The organism is Streptomyces sp. NPDC001507, assembly GCF_042894765.1.
Classification (GTDB): Bacteria; Actinomycetota; Actinomycetes; order Streptomycetales; family Streptomycetaceae; genus Streptomyces.
In genome coordinates, this window is record NZ_JBIAVV010000009.1 from 112,720 (window position 1) to 128,111 (window position 15,392).

12 protein-coding genes and 2 pseudogenes are annotated in these 15,392 nt (G+C 72.2%); 7 read left to right on the forward strand and 7 right to left on the reverse strand.

What is annotated here, in order from left to right; translation table 11 throughout:
* Window positions 1-157: 157 nt before the first annotated feature.
* Window positions 158-997, reverse strand: coding sequence for a MaoC/PaaZ C-terminal domain-containing protein (locus ACFY0K_RS27980; protein WP_390642164.1), 840 nt, complete (start codon window positions 995-997; stop codon window positions 158-160).
* A 436-nt stretch (window positions 998-1,433) separates the two neighbouring features.
* Between ACFY0K_RS27980 and ACFY0K_RS27985 the strand changes: the two genes are divergently transcribed.
* The 3 genes from ACFY0K_RS27985 (at window position 1,434) to ACFY0K_RS27995 (ending at window position 5,719) form a co-directional block, all read left to right on the forward strand.
* On the forward strand, window positions 1,434-3,362 hold the full coding sequence (locus tag ACFY0K_RS27985; protein WP_390642407.1) for an AMP-dependent synthetase/ligase: 1,929 nt from the start codon (window positions 1,434-1,436) through the stop codon (window positions 3,360-3,362).
* Between the two features lie 153 nt (window positions 3,363-3,515).
* Entirely contained in the window at window positions 3,516-4,499 is a 984-nt protein-coding gene (locus ACFY0K_RS27990) for a DUF1259 domain-containing protein (protein ID WP_390642165.1), read from the forward strand.
* Window positions 4,500-4,525: 26 nt separating this feature from the next.
* Window positions 4,526-5,719, forward strand: a complete 1,194-nt coding sequence (locus ACFY0K_RS27995; RefSeq protein ID WP_390642166.1) for a cytochrome P450 — start codon at window positions 4,526-4,528, stop codon at window positions 5,717-5,719.
* A 226-nt stretch (window positions 5,720-5,945) separates the two neighbouring features.
* On the opposite strand, the gene ACFY0K_RS28000 is transcribed toward ACFY0K_RS27995, so the two are convergent.
* Window positions 5,946-6,257 carry a hypothetical protein gene (locus ACFY0K_RS28000; RefSeq protein WP_390642167.1) on the reverse strand — a complete coding sequence of 104 codons (312 nt, stop codon included), beginning with the start codon at window positions 6,255-6,257 and terminating at the stop codon, window positions 5,946-5,948.
* Between the two features lie 98 nt (window positions 6,258-6,355).
* The gene (locus ACFY0K_RS28005) at window positions 6,356-8,572 is read right to left on the reverse strand and encodes an MMPL family transporter (protein WP_390642168.1); all 2,217 of its coding nucleotides are present in this window, start codon (window positions 8,570-8,572) and stop codon (window positions 6,356-6,358) included.
* 287 nt (window positions 8,573-8,859) lie between these two features.
* Here ACFY0K_RS28005 and ACFY0K_RS28010 point away from each other — a divergent pair, with 287 nt between their 5' ends.
* The gene (locus ACFY0K_RS28010; protein ID WP_390642169.1) at window positions 8,860-10,101 is read left to right on the forward strand and encodes a sensor histidine kinase; all 1,242 of its coding nucleotides are present in this window, start codon (window positions 8,860-8,862) and stop codon (window positions 10,099-10,101) included.
* On the opposite strand, the gene ACFY0K_RS28015 is transcribed toward ACFY0K_RS28010, so the two are convergent.
* The 3 genes and pseudogenes from ACFY0K_RS28015 to ACFY0K_RS28025 form a co-directional block, all read right to left on the reverse strand.
* On the reverse strand, window positions 10,082-10,702 hold the full coding sequence (locus ACFY0K_RS28015; protein ID WP_390642408.1) for a response regulator: 621 nt from the start codon (window positions 10,700-10,702) through the stop codon (window positions 10,082-10,084). The two genes, ACFY0K_RS28010 and ACFY0K_RS28015, sit on opposite strands and share 20 nt — an antisense overlap.
* 62 nt (window positions 10,703-10,764) lie before the next feature.
* Entirely contained in the window at window positions 10,765-11,385 is a 621-nt protein-coding gene (locus tag ACFY0K_RS28020; RefSeq protein ID WP_390642170.1) for a TetR/AcrR family transcriptional regulator, read from the reverse strand.
* A 96-nt stretch (window positions 11,386-11,481) separates the two neighbouring features.
* Window positions 11,482-11,724, reverse strand: a pseudogene (locus ACFY0K_RS28025) (AzlD domain-containing protein); the annotation flags it as partial.
* On the opposite strand from ACFY0K_RS28025, the pseudogene ACFY0K_RS28030 reads away from it, so the two are divergent.
* A pseudogene (locus ACFY0K_RS28030) lies at window positions 11,717-12,078 on the forward strand (cupin domain-containing protein); the annotation flags it as partial. The pseudogenes ACFY0K_RS28025 and ACFY0K_RS28030 overlap by 8 nt on opposite strands.
* Window positions 12,079-12,172: 94 nt before the next feature.
* Here ACFY0K_RS28030 and ACFY0K_RS28035 read toward each other — a convergent pair.
* Window positions 12,173-12,376 (reverse strand): cold-shock protein, encoded by a 204-nt coding sequence (locus ACFY0K_RS28035; protein WP_003992177.1) that lies wholly within the window; start codon window positions 12,374-12,376, stop codon window positions 12,173-12,175.
* A gap of 317 nt (window positions 12,377-12,693) precedes the next feature.
* Between ACFY0K_RS28035 and ACFY0K_RS28040 the strand changes: the two genes are divergently transcribed.
* Together ACFY0K_RS28040 and ACFY0K_RS28045 are read left to right on the forward strand one after the other, a co-directional pair.
* Complete coding sequence (locus ACFY0K_RS28040) at window positions 12,694-13,542, forward strand: menaquinone biosynthetic enzyme MqnA/MqnD family protein (protein ID WP_390642171.1); 849 nt, start codon at window positions 12,694-12,696, stop codon at window positions 13,540-13,542.
* Window positions 13,543-13,676: 134 nt separating this feature from the next.
* Window positions 13,677-15,371 (forward strand): serine/threonine-protein kinase, encoded by a 1,695-nt coding sequence (locus tag ACFY0K_RS28045; RefSeq protein WP_390642172.1) that lies wholly within the window; start codon window positions 13,677-13,679, stop codon window positions 15,369-15,371.
* Window positions 15,372-15,392: the final 21 nt, after the last annotated feature.

Sequence of the window (15,392 nt, forward strand, 5' to 3'; positions counted from 1 at the left end):
TTCTGAGCGCAGTATGGGGAATTCCTTCACGGAGCCTTGGGCAGGCTGGGCGCCCGGTGTGAGGGAGGCTCCGGGTGCGACTGTGACCTGCGGATTCGAAAAGCCGTGACAGGTGAGCCACAGAAAGGCGAAACACACTCTTTGCAGCGTTGGCCGGTCACGGGGCAACGCGCGGGCGCACGCTGCCCGCCACGTGCACCCGGTCGCCGCTCCGCAATTGGAAACGGCCGTCCGTGGCGGCGTATTCGACCGAGCCCGGCAGCAGCACCGGCGCCCGGAACTCCGCCCGCACGACGGCCGCCGTCGGCACCCCGTGCGCCGCCAGACACCGGGCCACGGTCCACATGCCGTGCGCGATGGCCCGGCGGAAGCCGAAGAGGCGGGCGGTGAGCGGGTACAGGTGAATGGGGTTGCGGTCCCCGGAGGCGGCCCCGTACCGCCGGCCGACGTCCCCGGCGATCCGCCACTCCTCGACGACGGGCAGCGGCCGGGCGGGCTCCTCCCGGACCGTCTCACCGGGGTGCTGCGTCCGGTGCCGTGCCAGATACGTACTCCGCGACTCCCACACGACGTCCTCGCCGACCCGCACCCCGGTCACGACGACGGCCTCGGTGCCCCGCCGGTGCGGCCTCAACTCCTCGACGTGGACGGCGATGTCGTACGTCCCGCCGCCCGGGAGCTCGGCGTGCCGCTCGATCTCGATGGAGGTGTGCACCAGCCCCAGCAACGGCAACGGGAACTCCCGCGCACTCATCAGCCGCATGGCCAGCGGGAACCCGAGCACGTGCGGATAGGTCACCGGCAGCCCGTCCTCCCCGGTGGCGAACCCGCACACGCGCTCGTAGGCGGCGAGTCTTTCGAGATCGGGGCGGACGCGGGGGAGGAGGAGCCGGGCGCGGGGGAATTCGGCTTCGGGGGTGGGCCGTTTGAACGGCGACCACAGCGCCCCGCGCACGAGCAGAGGCCCGAGAGAAGGGGGGCTGCCGAGGGTGATCACAGGGCTTTCCTTTCGCGTTCCGGTGCCGAAGGCGCGCCCCTTTGGGGGCGCGGGGAACTGCGCGACCAGCCACGACGCGCCCGCAGCTTGAAACGTTGCCGACGCCCCCCAACTCGCCCGTTTCCTGACTGTAGAGTAAGGTTACCGTAGGTAAGCCTATGTCACAGCTGTCAATCACCAGGAAACGGGCCGAACGTGAAGGACCCTCACGTAACCTCCGGGATTGCACAGGCCCGTCCCCGGACAACCCCCGAAAACCCACAAGCCCGCCACAGCGGCCCCGTACGATCTCCAGCCTGAACCGCCGGTAACCCCTTTCCGAGGGCCGGTGCCGGTGAACGCCTCGGTGCGCGAGGCACGTACGTCATGCAGCAAGCAGTTCACCGCTGCACGCCCGAGGAGCCGCCCCGTGTCCACGTCCTCTTACCCGAACGCCCTGCCCGTCTCCTCCGGCGCGGCGATCCAGGCCACGGACTACGACGGGAACCCGATCCTGGTCGAGCCCCTCGTGCAGCGGCTGGACGGGGTGGTCCGGGAGGCGTACGTACCGCCGTTCGCGCCGCCGGTACGGCACGGCTCGCTCGCCGACCTGCCGTTCGAGAACGCGGAGGCGGAGCCGGGTGCGGTGGTCCTCAGCCGCAAGTCGGCCGGGGGCGAGGGCCCTTGGGAGCATGTGACGGCCGCTCAGTTCGCCGCGCAGGTGCTGGCGGTGGCCAAAGGGCTGATCGCGGAGGGGCTGATGCCGGGCGACCGGATCGCCATCATGTCCCGGACGACGTACGAGTGGACGCTCCTCGACTTCGGCGCCTGGGCGGCCGGCCTGGTGACCGTGCCGATCTACCCGACCTCCTCGGTCTTCCAGACCCGCTGGATCATGCACGACTCGGGCGCCGTCGCCCTGGTCGCCGAGACCAGCGCGCAGGCCGCCGCGCTCGGTCCCGAACTCGACCGGCTGCCCGACCTCAGGCACCTGTGGGTGATGGAGAAGGGGCACGTGGACCGGCTCGCGGAGGCCGGCGCACAGGTGCCGGACGGCGAGGTGGCCGTCCGGCGGGGCATGCTGGGCCCCGACACCCTCGCCACCCTGATCTACACCTCGGGCACCACCGGCCGCCCCAAGGGCTGCGCCCTCTCGCACGGCAACTTCTTCGCCGAGGTCGACAACGCGATCGAACTCCTCTACCCGATCTTCAAGGCGGGCAACGACGAGGAGGTCTCCATCCTCCTCTTCCTCCCCATGTCCCACGTCTTCGGCCGCATGGTGGCGGTCGCCTGCGTCCGCGCCGGGGTCCGCCTCGGCCACGCCCCCAGCCTCAAGGCCGAGGACCTGCTCCCGGACCTCGCCGGGTTCCGACCGACCTGCCTGCTCACCATCCCGTACATGCTGGAGAAGGTCTTCAACAGCGCGCGGGCGAAGGCGGAGTCGGGCGGCCGGGTCTCGGTCTTCGACCGGGCCGCCGGGGTCGCGCAGCGCTACGGGGAGGCGCTGGAGGCGAAACAGACCGGCACCGGCAGCGGGCCCGGCCGCGCCCTGAAGACCGCCCGCAGCTTCTACGACCCGCTCGTCTACCGCCGTATCCGCACCGCCATGGGCGGCCGCGTCCGGCACATCATCTGCGGCGGCTCCCCGCTGGGCCGCCGCCTCGCCGCGTTCTACGCCGGGGCCGGCATCGAGATCTACGAGGGCTACGGCCTGACCGAGACCACGGCGGCCACCACCTGCACCCCGCCCCTCAAACCCCGCCTCGGCACGGTCGGCTGGCCGATGCCCGGCACCAAGGTCCGGATCGCCGCCGACGGCGAGATCCTGGTCGCCGGTGAGCACGTGCTGCGCGGCTACTGGGACCCGGCGGCCGGCGGGGTCGTCCCCGCCACCCGGGACGGCTGGCTGGCCACCGGCGACCTCGGCGAACTCGACGACGAGGGCTACCTCACCATCACCGGCCGCAAGAAGGAGATGCTGATCACGGCCGGCGGCAAGTCGGTGGCCCCGGCCCCGATGGAGAACTGGCTGCGCTCGCACCCCCTCATCTCCCAGGTGATGCTGGTCGGCGACGGGCTGCCGTACGTCAGCGCCCTCATCACCCTCGACCGGGACGGCCTCACCCACTGGCGCCAGATGAACGGCAAGCACCCGGTGCCGCCCGAGCTCCTGATGGACGACGCCGATCTGCTGGCCGTCCTGCAGCGCGCCGTCGACGAGGCCAACAAGCTCGTCTCCCGCCCCGAGTCCATCCGGCGCTTCGCCATGCTCCCCGTCGACTTCACCGAGGAGGCCGGGCATCTGACCCCGTCGATGAAGCTGCGCCGCGAGGCGGTCATGAAGGACTTCGCGACGGAGATCGAGGGTCTGTACGCGAAGTGACCGCGGCCGTCGCGGAAGGTGCTCCGCGGCCGTCACGCGGAGTGGCCCGCCTCCGTGCCAGGTGATTTGCGTTGGTCCACCTGGCCCCACTGGTGCGATGAAATCACGGGACCCGCCCGGGTCCCGTGATTCCATCGCGCCAGGAGGTGCACCATGGCTGACGACCGGCAGCAGGAAACCCACCCCAGACCGGCCACCACCCGTCGCCGCGTCCTCGCCGCGGGTGCCGTGGCCCCCGTGCTCGCGGGCGCGGCGGTCTCGCCCGCGCGCGCCCTCTCCCACGGGCACCCGCGCACCCTGGTCGAACCCGAGCTGACCCAGCTCGCCGACTGGGCGGACGTGACCAAGGCCCTGGGGCGGCCGGGCGACATGAAGCGGTACATGTACCACACCGGCCTGCCCCGCCGGGACCTCAAGGTGGTCTCCCGGGGCGTGCGGATCGAGACCTCGCTGGCCCTCGGCACCCACACCGCCTTCGTCCGGTACAAGGACGGCAGCCATCTGCTGATGGGCGACGCCGTGGTCACCGAGCACGAACTGGACGGCTTCACCGACGCGCTCCTCGAGCACGACATCGCCATCAACGCCGTACACAAGCATCTGCTCTCCCACCAGCCCGCCCTGTGGTGGCTGCACCTGCACGCCCACGGCCACGACCCGGTACCCATCGCCAAGGGGCTGCGCAAGGCCTTCGACCGCACCGGCACCCCGCCCGACCGGCCGCCCACCACCCCGACGCTCGACCTGGACACCAAGGGCATCGACGACGCCTTCGGCAGCAAGGGCTCCCAGGACGAGGGCATCTACAAGAGCGTCTGGGCGCGCGCCGAGCAGATCGTGGACGGCGACATGATCCTGCCGACCGGCCTCGGCTCGGTGACCACCATCAACTTCCAGCCGCTCGGCCGGGGAAGGGCCGCGGTCAACGGTGACTTCGTGATGACCGCGGGCGAGATCCAGCCGGTCCTGAAGATCCTGCGCAAGGGCCGGGTCGGCATCGTCGAACTCCACCACCACAACCTGATGGACGAGCCGCGCCTGTTCTTCCTCCACTACTGGGCGATCGGCGACGCCGTGCGGCTCGCGAAGGACCTGCGCGCCGCCGTTCACGCAACCAACGTCGTGCCGTTCCACTGAGCGGCCGACCGACGAAGGAGAAGAACGTGCAGGCGATCAAATGTCCCTTCGGTTACAGCGAGGCTCTCGACTTCGATCCGGCCCTGGCCGGCTTCATGGAGCGCGAGTCCCTCGCCACCATCCGGCTGCCGTACGGCGACTCGGACGCCTGGCTGGTCACCAGGTTCGAGTCGGTGCAGCAGGTGACCACGGACCCCCGGTTCAGCCGGGCGGCGATCATCCAGTACGACTATCCGCGCATGACGGCCGAGCCGATCGTCTCCCCGGAGTCGATCAACGTGATGGACCCGCCGCACAGCGGCCGGATCAGGCACCTGGCCACCCAGGCCTTCACCCCGCGCCACGTGGACCGGATGCGGGGCCGGATCGGCCTCCTCACGGACCAGCTGCTGGACAAGATGGAAGACGCCGGTCAGCCGGCCGACCTGGTCCGGTACCTGTCCGACCCCCTTCCCCAGCACACGATCCTGGACCTGCTGGGCATCGACCGCGCCGAGTGGCCCCGGATGCAGGAGCAGGTCCAGCGGCTGCTGGTGGTCGGCGCGGGCAACCGGGACGTCGCACGCGCGGCCAAGGAGGACCTGACCGGTTACTTCACCGAGCTCGTCGCCGAACGCCGCAAGAACCCCGGTGCGGACATCATCAGCGTGCTCACCGAGGCACGGGACGGCACGGACCAGCTCGACGACCGGGAACTGGCCGTCCTGGCACTGACGTTCACGCTGAGCGGCCAGGACACGGCGACCTGTCAGATCAGCGACATCGTGTATCTGCTGCTGACCCGCCCGGAGCTCCTGGAGTACGCCCGCGCGCACCGGAAGGACCTGACGGACTTCATCCACGAGATGCTCCGGTACATCCCCTTCCGGAAGGGCGTGGGCATTCCCCGGGTGGCACTGGAGGACGTCGAGATGGACGGGGTGGTCATCCGGCGCGGCGACTTCGTCCACGTCTCCTACCTGACGGCCAACCGTGACCCGGAGCGCTATCCGGATCCCCACGAGATCGTGCCCGACCGTCCCGTCGCTCCCCACATGACCTTCGGCTGGGGCGGCCACCGGTGCATCGCGGTGCCGTTGGCGATGGCCGAACTGGAGGTCGCCCTGGAACGCCTCCTGGACCGCTTCCCCACCCTCCGCCTGGCGGTGCGCCCGGAAGAGGTCCGCTGGGACACCAAGACCATCCGCCGGTTCCCACTGGAGCTGCCGGTGGCCTGGTAGGCCCGGGCCTCACTCCTCGTCGGCCAGGCGGTCCAGCCGTTCCCCCAGGGGTGCTGTTCCGCACTGCTGAGGACCGTCTGGCCGGCAAGGCCCGCGCGCAGGGCGCGGGCCGCGGCCGCCGGCCCGCCACCGGTCCGGACGGCCGGTTTCCCATACGTGACCGCGGGGATCCCGCCGCCCAGCCACGCCCTCTCCCCCTGCTCCTGGCCGGTGTTCGTCACGGGCGTCACCGGCGCGGGCACGCCTCGCCTGTCTTGACCACGCGGAGCGTGACCGGCGTGGTGAGGGCGTAGCGCGCCGGTGGCGGCTGCTGGGAGCAGACTTTCCAGTTGCCGCCCAGGACGGGGACCCGGTGCCGGTCGAGGGCGTCGGCGGCGGCCAGTTGGCGGAAGCCGGCGTCCCGGGCGGCCAGCTGGGCCGCGCGCAGGGTCCGCCCGCGCAGGTCCGGGAGGGGGGCGGTCTGCTTCCCGGCGTGCTGGGACAGGGCCAGCAGGGCGATGACGACCGCGAGGGTCAGGAGTGCGGGACCTCTGCGCATGGATGTCGCTCCCGGCGCGGACTCGTAGGGGTCGTACGGGGGCATGACCCTGGCCCGGCGCCGCGCCCGCACCCGGGGTGCGGGCGCGGCGGCCGGTCTCAGCCGACGCGAGTGAAGTCGGCTTCCGTGCCGGCCGGTTGGGGGGCCGAGGAGCCGCTGTGGGCCAGCTTCTCGCCCTCGATGTCGACGTGGGGGAGCCGGCGGTCGATCCAGGCGGGCAGTGACCACGCGCGCTCGCCGAGCAGGGCCAGGACGGCCGGGACGATGGTCATGCGGACCACGAAGGCGTCGAAGATGACGGCGGAGGCGAGACCGAAGCCGAGCGACTTGAGCAAGGCGTCGTCGCTGCCGACGAAGCCGCCGAAGACGCCCGTCATGATCAGCGCGGCGGCGGTGACGACCTTGCCGCTGTGGCGGAAGCCGTCGGTGATCGCCTCGCGGGCGCCGGCGCCGTGGACGTAGGACTCGCGGATGCGGGTCACGAGGAAGACCTGGTAGTCCATGGCGAGACCGAAGACGATGCCGACCGCGAGGATCGGTACCAGGCTGTTGATCGGACCGGTGGTCTGCAGGCCGAGCAGGTCCTTGAACCAGCCCCACTGGAAGACCGCCACCATGGCGCCGAAGGCGGCCAGGACGGACAGCAGGAAGCCGACCGCCGCCTTGAGCGGTACCAGGATCGAGCGGAAGACGAGGATCAGGACCAGGAAGGCCAGGCCGACGACGAGCAGCAGGTAGGGGACGATCGCGCTCGCGAACTTGGCGGCGACGTCGAGGTTCAGGGCGGTGGTGCCGGACACCAGGCCCTCGGCGCCGGTGGCGGCACGGACGTCCGCGGCTCGGTCGCGGATGTCACGGACGAGGGTCTTGGTCTTCTCGCTGGTGGGTGCGCTGTTGGGGACGACGGTGACGATCGCGGTGTCGCCGGCCGGGTTGTACACGGCCGGGGCGACGGCGGCCACGTCCTTCATGCCGGTGATGCTGTCGCTGAGTTCGCCGACGGCCTTCTTCGTCGCCGCCGTGTCGGTGTCGGTGACGACGATGGTGAGCGGGCCGTTGAAGCCGGGGCCGAAGGACTCGGTGAGCATGTCGTAGGCCTTGCGCTCCGTGGTGGCGGGCGGCTTCGAGCCGTCGTCGGCCAGGCCGAGCTCCAGCTTGGTGGTGGGCAGGGCGATCAGGACCAGACCGGCCACCGAGACAAGCAGCACCTTCCACGGGCGGCGCAGGATGAAGGCCGCCCAGCGCTCTGCCAGCGGCTTCTTCGAAGGAGCCTCCTTCGGGGCCTTCTTCGGCCTGCGGCGCGCGCGGCCGAGGACCCGTTCGGGGGCGAGCGAGAGCAGGGCCGGGACCAGGGTGACGGCGACCAGGACGGCGACGACGACGGCACCGGAGGCGGCCAGGCCCATGGCGGTGAGGATCGGCAGGTTGACCACGGCCAGGCCCACCAGGGCGATGACGACGGTCAGGCCGGCGAAGACCACGGCGGAGCCCGCGGTGCCGTTGGCGCGGGCGGCGGCCTCCCTGGCGTCATGGCCGGCGGCTCGTTCGGAGCGGTAGCGCGAGACGATGAACAGCGCGTAGTCGATACCCACCGCGATACCGAGCATGCTGGCCAGCGCGGACGTGCTGGTGTTGAGGTTCAGGGCCGAGGTCAGCGCGGTCAGCGTGCTGATGGTGATCCCGACGCCGACCACGGCGGTCAGCAGCGGCATGCCGGCCGCGGCGAACGAACCGAAGGTGATGACCAGGATGAGCGCGGCGAGCGCGAACCCGATCGCCTCGGACGAGCCGCCCTCACTGGTCGCCGCCAGCGCGGAGCCGGACGCCTCGGCGGTCAGGCCCTTGGCGCGGGCCTCTTCGAGAGCCTTGTCGAAGTGGTTGTGGTCGGCGTCGGTCAGGTCGGCCGCCTTGGCGCTGTAGGTGACCTGGGCGTAGCCGGTGGTGCGGTCGGCGCTGATGGTCTTCGCGGTGAAGGGGTCGGTGACCGAGGCGACCCGCGGCGAGGACTGCTTCAGGTCCTTCAGCAGCGCCTTCACCTCGGCCTTCGGCTCGCTGCCGGTCAGCTTCTGCCCTTCTGGCGCCCGTACGACGACCCGGGCGCTAGCCCCGTCGGCGTTGGCGGCCGGGAACTTCTTGCCGAGCAGGTCGTAGGCCTTCTGTGCCTCGATGCCGGGCAGGGTGACGCTGGAACTGCCGCCTCCGCTGCTGCCGGCCGCCGCGGCACCCGCGACGCCCAGTACGACCGCCCAGAGCAGCAGAACCAGCCAGCGGCGCTGGAAGGCGCGGCGACCGATCCGGTGCAGGAATGTAGCCATGACGAGAACAGACTCCGTACGTCGGAACGAGAGGGGAGGGGCGGAGACACCTGCGCCGGTGGTCGGGGACGCGACCCTGCGCAGGGGGCGGTGCTCCAGGAATGCGCGGCCTGTCGTCGTCGACGGGCTCGGGGTGGAGCACCGGCGCCGGGGAGACGCCCGTGCCCCACGACCATGCTGCGCGGGGCCGGACCCCGGCCGCGTCAGCCTCTGGTACGGCAGCCGCCGGACCGTGTCGGTCATCCGGCCGACACCACGGGGGCAGGTCGGTTTCCTAGGCTGTAGGCGTGGACTGGAAACTTCCGTTTTCGCCCGGAGTGCGGCGACTCGTCACCGCCGCGGCGCTGCTGGCCCTGGCCCTCACCTGGGTGGTCGACATCCTGGCGGTGTTCAACCCGGGGGAGGCGAGCTCGCCCGCCCGCTGGGTGCCGGTGTTCGTCACCGGTCCGCTGGCCGCGCTGGCGCTGCCCGACACCCGCTGGTCGCCCTCGCTCACGGCCCGCTCGCTGGGCATCGCCGCCATGTCCGTCGCGCTGACCTGCGTGTGCCTGGTCGACCCGCGGCCGGTGGGCGACTGGGGCCTCCTGGAGATCCTCGCCCTGCTGTTCCTGATCGTCCGGGTGCTTGCCGAGACCGAGTCCGACCGCACCACGGCCTGGACCGCCGGCGCCCTGGTCGCCGCGGTGCTGATGATGCCGCTGCGCGGCCGTACCGTGTTCAGCCTGGTGGCCGGGCAGTACGTGCTGACGGTCGCCCTCGCGCTGGCGGTCCTCATCGGCTGCTCCCTGCGCGCCCTGGAGGCCCGCCGCCGGCGCGCGGTCCAGGAGGTGCGCTACGCCGAGCGGCTCGCCCTCGCCCGTGACCTGCACGACCTCATCGCCCACCACATGACGGGGATCATCGTGCAGGCCAACGCGGCCCGGACCGTGCACGCGATCGCGCCCGAGAAGGTCGACCCGGCCCTGGAGGCGATCTCCCGGTCCGGGACCGAGACCCTGGAGTCGATGCGGCGCCTGGTCCGCGTGCTGCGCGAGGACGACCACCAGGCGCTGCGCCCCGCCGACCTGCTCTCCGGGCTCGGCGACCTCGTCGCCGGCTTCTCCCGGCGCCGGCCCGATGCCCCCGCCGCCCGCCTCGAGGCCGGCGCGGCGGCCCGGACCAGCAGGTTCAGCCCGGAGGTGGAGACCTCCGTGTACCGGGTGGTCCAGGAGGCCCTCACCAACGTGCACCGCCACGCGCCGGGCGAGCGCGTCGTCGTACGGCTGGACGCCGACCCGGACTGGCTGCACGTGACGGTGGCCAACAGCCTGCCGCACCGCCGCACCGGCAGCCCCGCCGGCGGGCAGAGCGGGCTCGGCCTGATCGGGCTGCGGGAGCGCGTCGAGGCGCTCGACGGCGAGTTCTGGGCGGGCGCCGTCGACCCCGCCCAGTGGGAGGTCCGGGCCAGCGTGCCGAGGTCCCCGGACTCACCGCCGCACCCGCCGCGCCCGGCGCGATCAGCACGCGGTGCTACCCGGGCCGCGAGGTGACCACGCCGTTCTCCCAGGCCCAGGCGGCGACCTCCACCCGGTTGCGGGCGCCGATCTTGGCCTGGATCCGGGCCAGGTACGTCTTCACCGACGACAGCGACAGGAACAGCTCCTCGCTGATCTCCTGATTGGTACGGCCCACTGCCACCAGCCGCATGATCTCCGTCTCCCGGGCGCTCAGCCCGGCCGCCGCCCCGTCCGCGTACCGCTCACCGCGCGGGCCGCCCCGCTGCAGCTCGCCGAGCAGGCGGACGGTGACCGCGGGCGAGACCAGGGCGTCGCCGCGCGCCGCCGCCCGGACCGCCTCCACGAGCAGCGCGGGGGAGGCGTCCTTCAGCAGGAACCCGCAGGCGCCGTACCGCAGCGCGTCCCGTACGTAGTCGTCCTGGTCGAAGGTGGTGATGACGACGACGTTCGGCCCGTCCTCGCCGCCGTTCCGCTCGCCCGCCAGTACGCGGGTGACCTCCAGGCCGTCGAGGCGGGGCATCCGGATGTCCACCAGCACGACGTCGGGCCGCAGCCGGCGGGCCAGTTCCACGCACTCCACACCGTCCCCGGCCACGCCGACGACCCGGATGCCCGGCTGGGCGTCGAGGATCATCTCGAAGCCGGCCCGCACCAGTTCCTGGTCGTCGGCGATCACCACGTCGATCGGTTCGCCGGTCACGGCCTGCCGTCCTGGTCCGGCCGCGGCGCGCGGGCCGGCATCGGCGCTCCGGCGCCGGCGTGCAGCATCGTGATGATCCGGTCCGCGTAGTCCGCCGGTGCCGTCTCGTCGAGGCTGTCGCGGTCGTGGTCGTACGCCATGCCGACGATCATGAGCGTGAGGTGGGCGGCGGCCGCGTTCCACAGCTGGTCGCGGCCGCTGCGCTCGGCCACCGCGTCCTCCAGCAGCAGACGTTCCCGGTTCACCAGGTCCCACAGCCGGGCCCGCGGCCCGGGTGCCCGGTCGAGCTGGGCGCGCAGCCGGCGCAGCCGGGCCAGTTCCTCCGGAGACATGTCCAGCGCGGCGCGTACGGTCCACCCGAGGGAGACGGCGACGTCCTCCGCCTCGGGCCGGGCCCGCAGCAGGCCGGCGAGCACGCCGACGGTCCGCTCGATCGGGTCGAGCAGGATCGCGTCCTTGTTGGCGAAGTACCGGTAGACCGTGGAGACCGCGACCTCGGCGCGCTCCGCCACCTGCTCCACCGTCGCGGCCTCGTACCCGTCCCGTTCGGCCAGCGCGATCATCGCGTCGTAGATCGCGGCCCGGACCTTCTCCGCCTTCTTCTCCCGCAGCCCCACGCGACGACCGTAACAGAATGAGAAGCCTTCTCTTTTGGCAACGCTTCCTCTCTTCGGGTGTGGGCGGCACCGGAACCGGCACCGATGCTGGTTCCGCTAGCCGACCCCGGCCGCCCGCAGCATGGCCGTCACCGCCGCGGCCCCGAGGACCACGACCGCGAACGGCGCCCCGCGCCAGGCCAGTGCGCCCGCCGCCAGCACCCCGGCCGGGCGGGCGATCCCGGCGAAGCCGCCGCCCTCGGTCAGCGCCCCGGTGGCCAGCAGGGCGACCAGGAGCACCACCGCCCCCGCCGACGCCGGCTCCTGGACCCGCGCCGGGATCTCGACGCGGCCGTGCAGCGCGCTGGTCGAGCCGCCGGTGTCCGGCGTTCAGGTGATCCGGGCGGGGGAGGGGCCCCGGTCGCGTCGGAGCGCGCCGACTTCGCCGCGACCCTGCTGTCGTCCAGCCCGCCCGGCGTCCGCCGGGACATCTACCACCTGCGGATGGAGCCGGGCGTGGCGCGGGAGTCCGAGCCGCACATTCCGGGAACGGTCGAGCACCTCGTCGTATGCGGCGGGCGGGTCAAGGCCGGGCCGCGCGGAGAAACCGTCGAATTGAACCCCGGGGATCTGACGTATCGCGGCGATGTTCCCCATCTGTACGAGGCGTTGGCGGCCGGCACCACGTTCGTGCCGGTGATGCAGCACGTGTGAGCGGGGACGGAAAAGGCAGGAGCCCCGTCGCCTGGCGGCGCGGGGCTCCTTGGGTACTGCACTCAGTCTGCGATCAGACTTGGTTTGTCTGGGATCAGACGGGGGTGACGTTCTCCGCCTGCGGACCCTTCGGGCCCTGCGTGACGTCGAAGCTCACCTGCTGGTTCTCCTCCAGGGAGCGGAACCCGCTGGCGTTGATCGCGGAGTAGTGGACGAAGACGTCGGGGCCGCCGCCTTCCTGGGCGATGAAACCAAAGCCCTTTTCGGCGTTGAACCACTTCACGGTTCCGGTAGCCATAAGCCCTCCTTGGGCCCAAAGGGTCGCCCTGCTCCAGAACCTGCAAGTGTGAAAACAAACTAAGTGCCGCACAACTGCATATGTCTGAAAACTACGAGAGCCCGCGGTTACATGCTCCGCAGGCTCTGTACTGCAAGGGAAACCAAACTGCAACTTGCGGCGAGCCTAGCATGTGGGCAGCCGAAAGCAACAGAGGCCAAGATCACGTCACCCGGACGTTTGAATGCCCCCGAGGGCGGGTTGACCGGAGGGACGGTCGGGACACCAGGGGTGGGGGCGGTCCAAGCACCGTACCTCATGGGGTCTAGTCTCGCGATGTGGACAATTCTCGCACCCGGCCGCGCGTCGGCCACATCCAGTTCCTGAACTGCCTGCCCCTCTACTGGGGGCTCGCGAGAACCGGCACCCTCCTCGACTTCGAGCTGACCAAGGACACCCCTGAGAAGCTCAGCGAGCAGCTGGTGCGCGGCGACCTCGACATCGGGCCCATCACTCTCGTCGAATTCCTGCGCAACGCCGACGACCTGGTCGCCTTCCCGGACATCGCCGTCGGCTGCGACGGCCCGGTGATGTCCTGCGTGATCGTCACGCAGGTGCCGCTGGACCAGCTGGACGGCCGCCGGGTCGCCCTCGGCTCCACCTCGCGCACCTCGGTCCGCCTCGCCCAGCTGCTGCTCGCCGACCGCTACGGCGTCCAGCCCGACTACTACACCTGCCCGCCCGACCTCAGCCTGATGATGCAGGAGGCGGACGCGGCGGTGCTGATCGGCGACGCGGCCCTGCGCGCCAACCTGCTCGACGCCCCGCGCTACGGCCTCGAGGTCCACGACCTCGGCGCGCTGTGGAAGGAGTGGACGGGCCTGCCGTTCGTCTTCGCGGTGTGGGCGGCCCGCCGGGACTACCTGGAGCGCGAGCCGCACCTCACCCGTGAGGTGCACGGTGCCTTCCTCGACTCCCGCAACCTCTCCCTGGAGGAGGTCGCCAAGGTCGCCGAACAGGCCGCCCGCTGGGAGGCCTTTGACGAGGCGACCCTCGCCCAGTACTTCACCACCCTCGACTTCAGCTTCGGCGCGCCCCAGCTGGCGGCGGTGGCGGAGTTCGCCCGCCGGGTGGGCCCGACGACCGGGTTCGCGGCGGACGTGAGGGTCGAGCTGCTGACGCCGTGACACGCGCCGCGCAACCGCGCCCCGAAAGGGGCGCGGGGAACTGCGCGACCAGCCCCCACCGGCCCGCACCAAAAGAACCGCCCCACCCGCGGAGCGAATAGGCTGCTGCCGAACTCTCTGGGGGGTGAGGGCACATGCTGCCGCTCGCGGGCGACGAACCCACGGCCGTCGGGCCGTACCGGCTGCTAGGCCGGCTCGGCTCCGGCGGTATGGGCCGCGTCTATCTGGGCCGTTCGGCCGGCGGACGCTCCGTCGCCGTCAAGATCGTGCACCCGCACTTCGCGCTGGACGAGGAGTTCCGCGCCCGCTTCCGCCGCGAGGTGCAGGCCGCGCGGCGGGTCGGCGGCGCCTGGACGGCCTCCGTCCTGGACGCCGACCCGGACGCCCCCGTGCCCTGGGTCGCCACCGCCTACGCGGCCGGTCCCTCCCTGACGGCGGCCGTGACCGACGGCGGCCCGCTGCCCGCGCACACGGTACGGGCGCTCGGCGCCGGGCTCGCCGAGGCGGTGGCGGCGGTGCACGAACTGGGTCTCGTGCACCGGGACGTGAAGCCGTCGAACGTGCTCCTGACCCTCGACGGGCCGCTCCTCATCGACTTCGGCATCGCCCGCGCCACGGACGGCACGGCGTCCCTGACGTCGTCGGGGGTGTCGATCGGCTCGCCCGGATACATGGCCCCGGAGCAGATCCTCGGCAAGGGCGCCACGGGCGCCGCTGACGTCTTCTCTCTCGGGGCGGTGCTGGCGTACGCGGCCAACGGGGCGCCGCCGTTCCCCGGGGACTCCTCGGCCGCCCTGCTCTACAGGGTCGTTCACGAGGAGCCCGAACTCGGCTCGCTCACCGGTGAGCTGCGGGAGGTGGCCGAGGCCTGCCTCGCGAAGGAGCCGGGGCGCCGGCCGGCCCCGGCGGAGGTGGCCCGGCGGCTGGCTCCCGAGGGGGCCGCACGGCTGGTGGCCGGCGGGTGGCTGCCGGGGGCGCTGGTGGAACGGGTCAGCCGGAGCGCGGTGGAGGTGCTCAACCTGGAGGCCGCGGAGGCCGCGGGGCCCGGGTCGGCCGCGGTACCGGCGTCCGGGCCGGTGCAGTTCAGCACCCCTTCGGTGGCGGGGGAGTTCGGGCCGCCGCCGACGGTGCCGCCCGCGGTCGTACCGGAGTCGGCGGCGCCGCCCGGGACCGTACCCGCCGTCGCACCGGAGCCGCGTGATGCCCTGCCCGCGCAGGAGGGGAAGCCCGGGAAGCCCGGCAAGGTGTCCGTGAGCGTCGCCGCGACCGCCGTACCGGGCGCGGGCGGCCGCGGGCGCCGGGTGAGCTGTACGGTCGCGCTCGCGGTGGCCGCGGCGCTGGCGGTGGTCACCGTCGGGGTGGGGTTCCTGGTGAAGCCGTTCCTCGGGTCCGGCGGCGACGGGGCGGGCGGTGACTCGGGTGCCGCCGCCAAGTCGCCCTCCACGTCCGCGTCGTCGTCCGCCTCCGGTGGCGGGCAGATCCCGGCCGCCTATCTCGGCACCTGGCAGGGCTCGGCCACCGCCCTGTCCGGCAACCTGCCCATCGGCACCTTCCGGATCACCGTCGAACAGGCGGCGGTCGGCCACGAGCTGGGGCGCCTGCGGCAGACCGACCAGCTGGGCGGGGTCTGCACGGACGTCCTCACCCTGAGGTCGGCGACGGCGGCCCGGCTCGTCGCCTCCTCGACCGGCGTCGAGGGCAACCACGACGGCTGCGACCCCGGCACGAACACCGTCTACCTGACCCCGAGCCACGGCGACCTGGTCTACACCTCGGACAGTTCGGCGGAGGGGAACCCGGTGGCGGTGATGTCGAAGACGGGGGACTGAGCCCCTGGGCCCCTCCTCGGC

Excerpts from the sequence above, each read along its gene's own strand:
- ACFY0K_RS27990 (WP_390642165.1), top strand. The coding sequence starts at position 3,516 with ATGGCTGACGACCGGCAGCAGGAAACCCACCCCAGACCGGCCACCACC.
- ACFY0K_RS28000 (WP_390642167.1), bottom strand. The coding sequence starts at position 6,257 with ATGCGCAGAGGTCCCGCACTCCTGACCCTCGCGGTCGTCATCGCCCTG.
- ACFY0K_RS28005 (WP_390642168.1), bottom strand. The coding sequence starts at position 8,572 with ATGGCTACATTCCTGCACCGGATCGGTCGCCGCGCCTTCCAGCGCCGC.
- ACFY0K_RS28015 (WP_390642408.1), bottom strand. The coding sequence starts at position 10,702 with ATGATCCTCGACGCCCAGCCGGGCATCCGGGTCGTCGGCGTGGCCGGG.
- ACFY0K_RS28035 (WP_003992177.1), bottom strand. The coding sequence starts at position 12,376 with ATGGCTACCGGAACCGTGAAGTGGTTCAACGCCGAAAAGGGCTTTGGT.
- ACFY0K_RS28045 (WP_390642172.1), top strand. The coding sequence starts at position 13,677 with ATGCTGCCGCTCGCGGGCGACGAACCCACGGCCGTCGGGCCGTACCGG.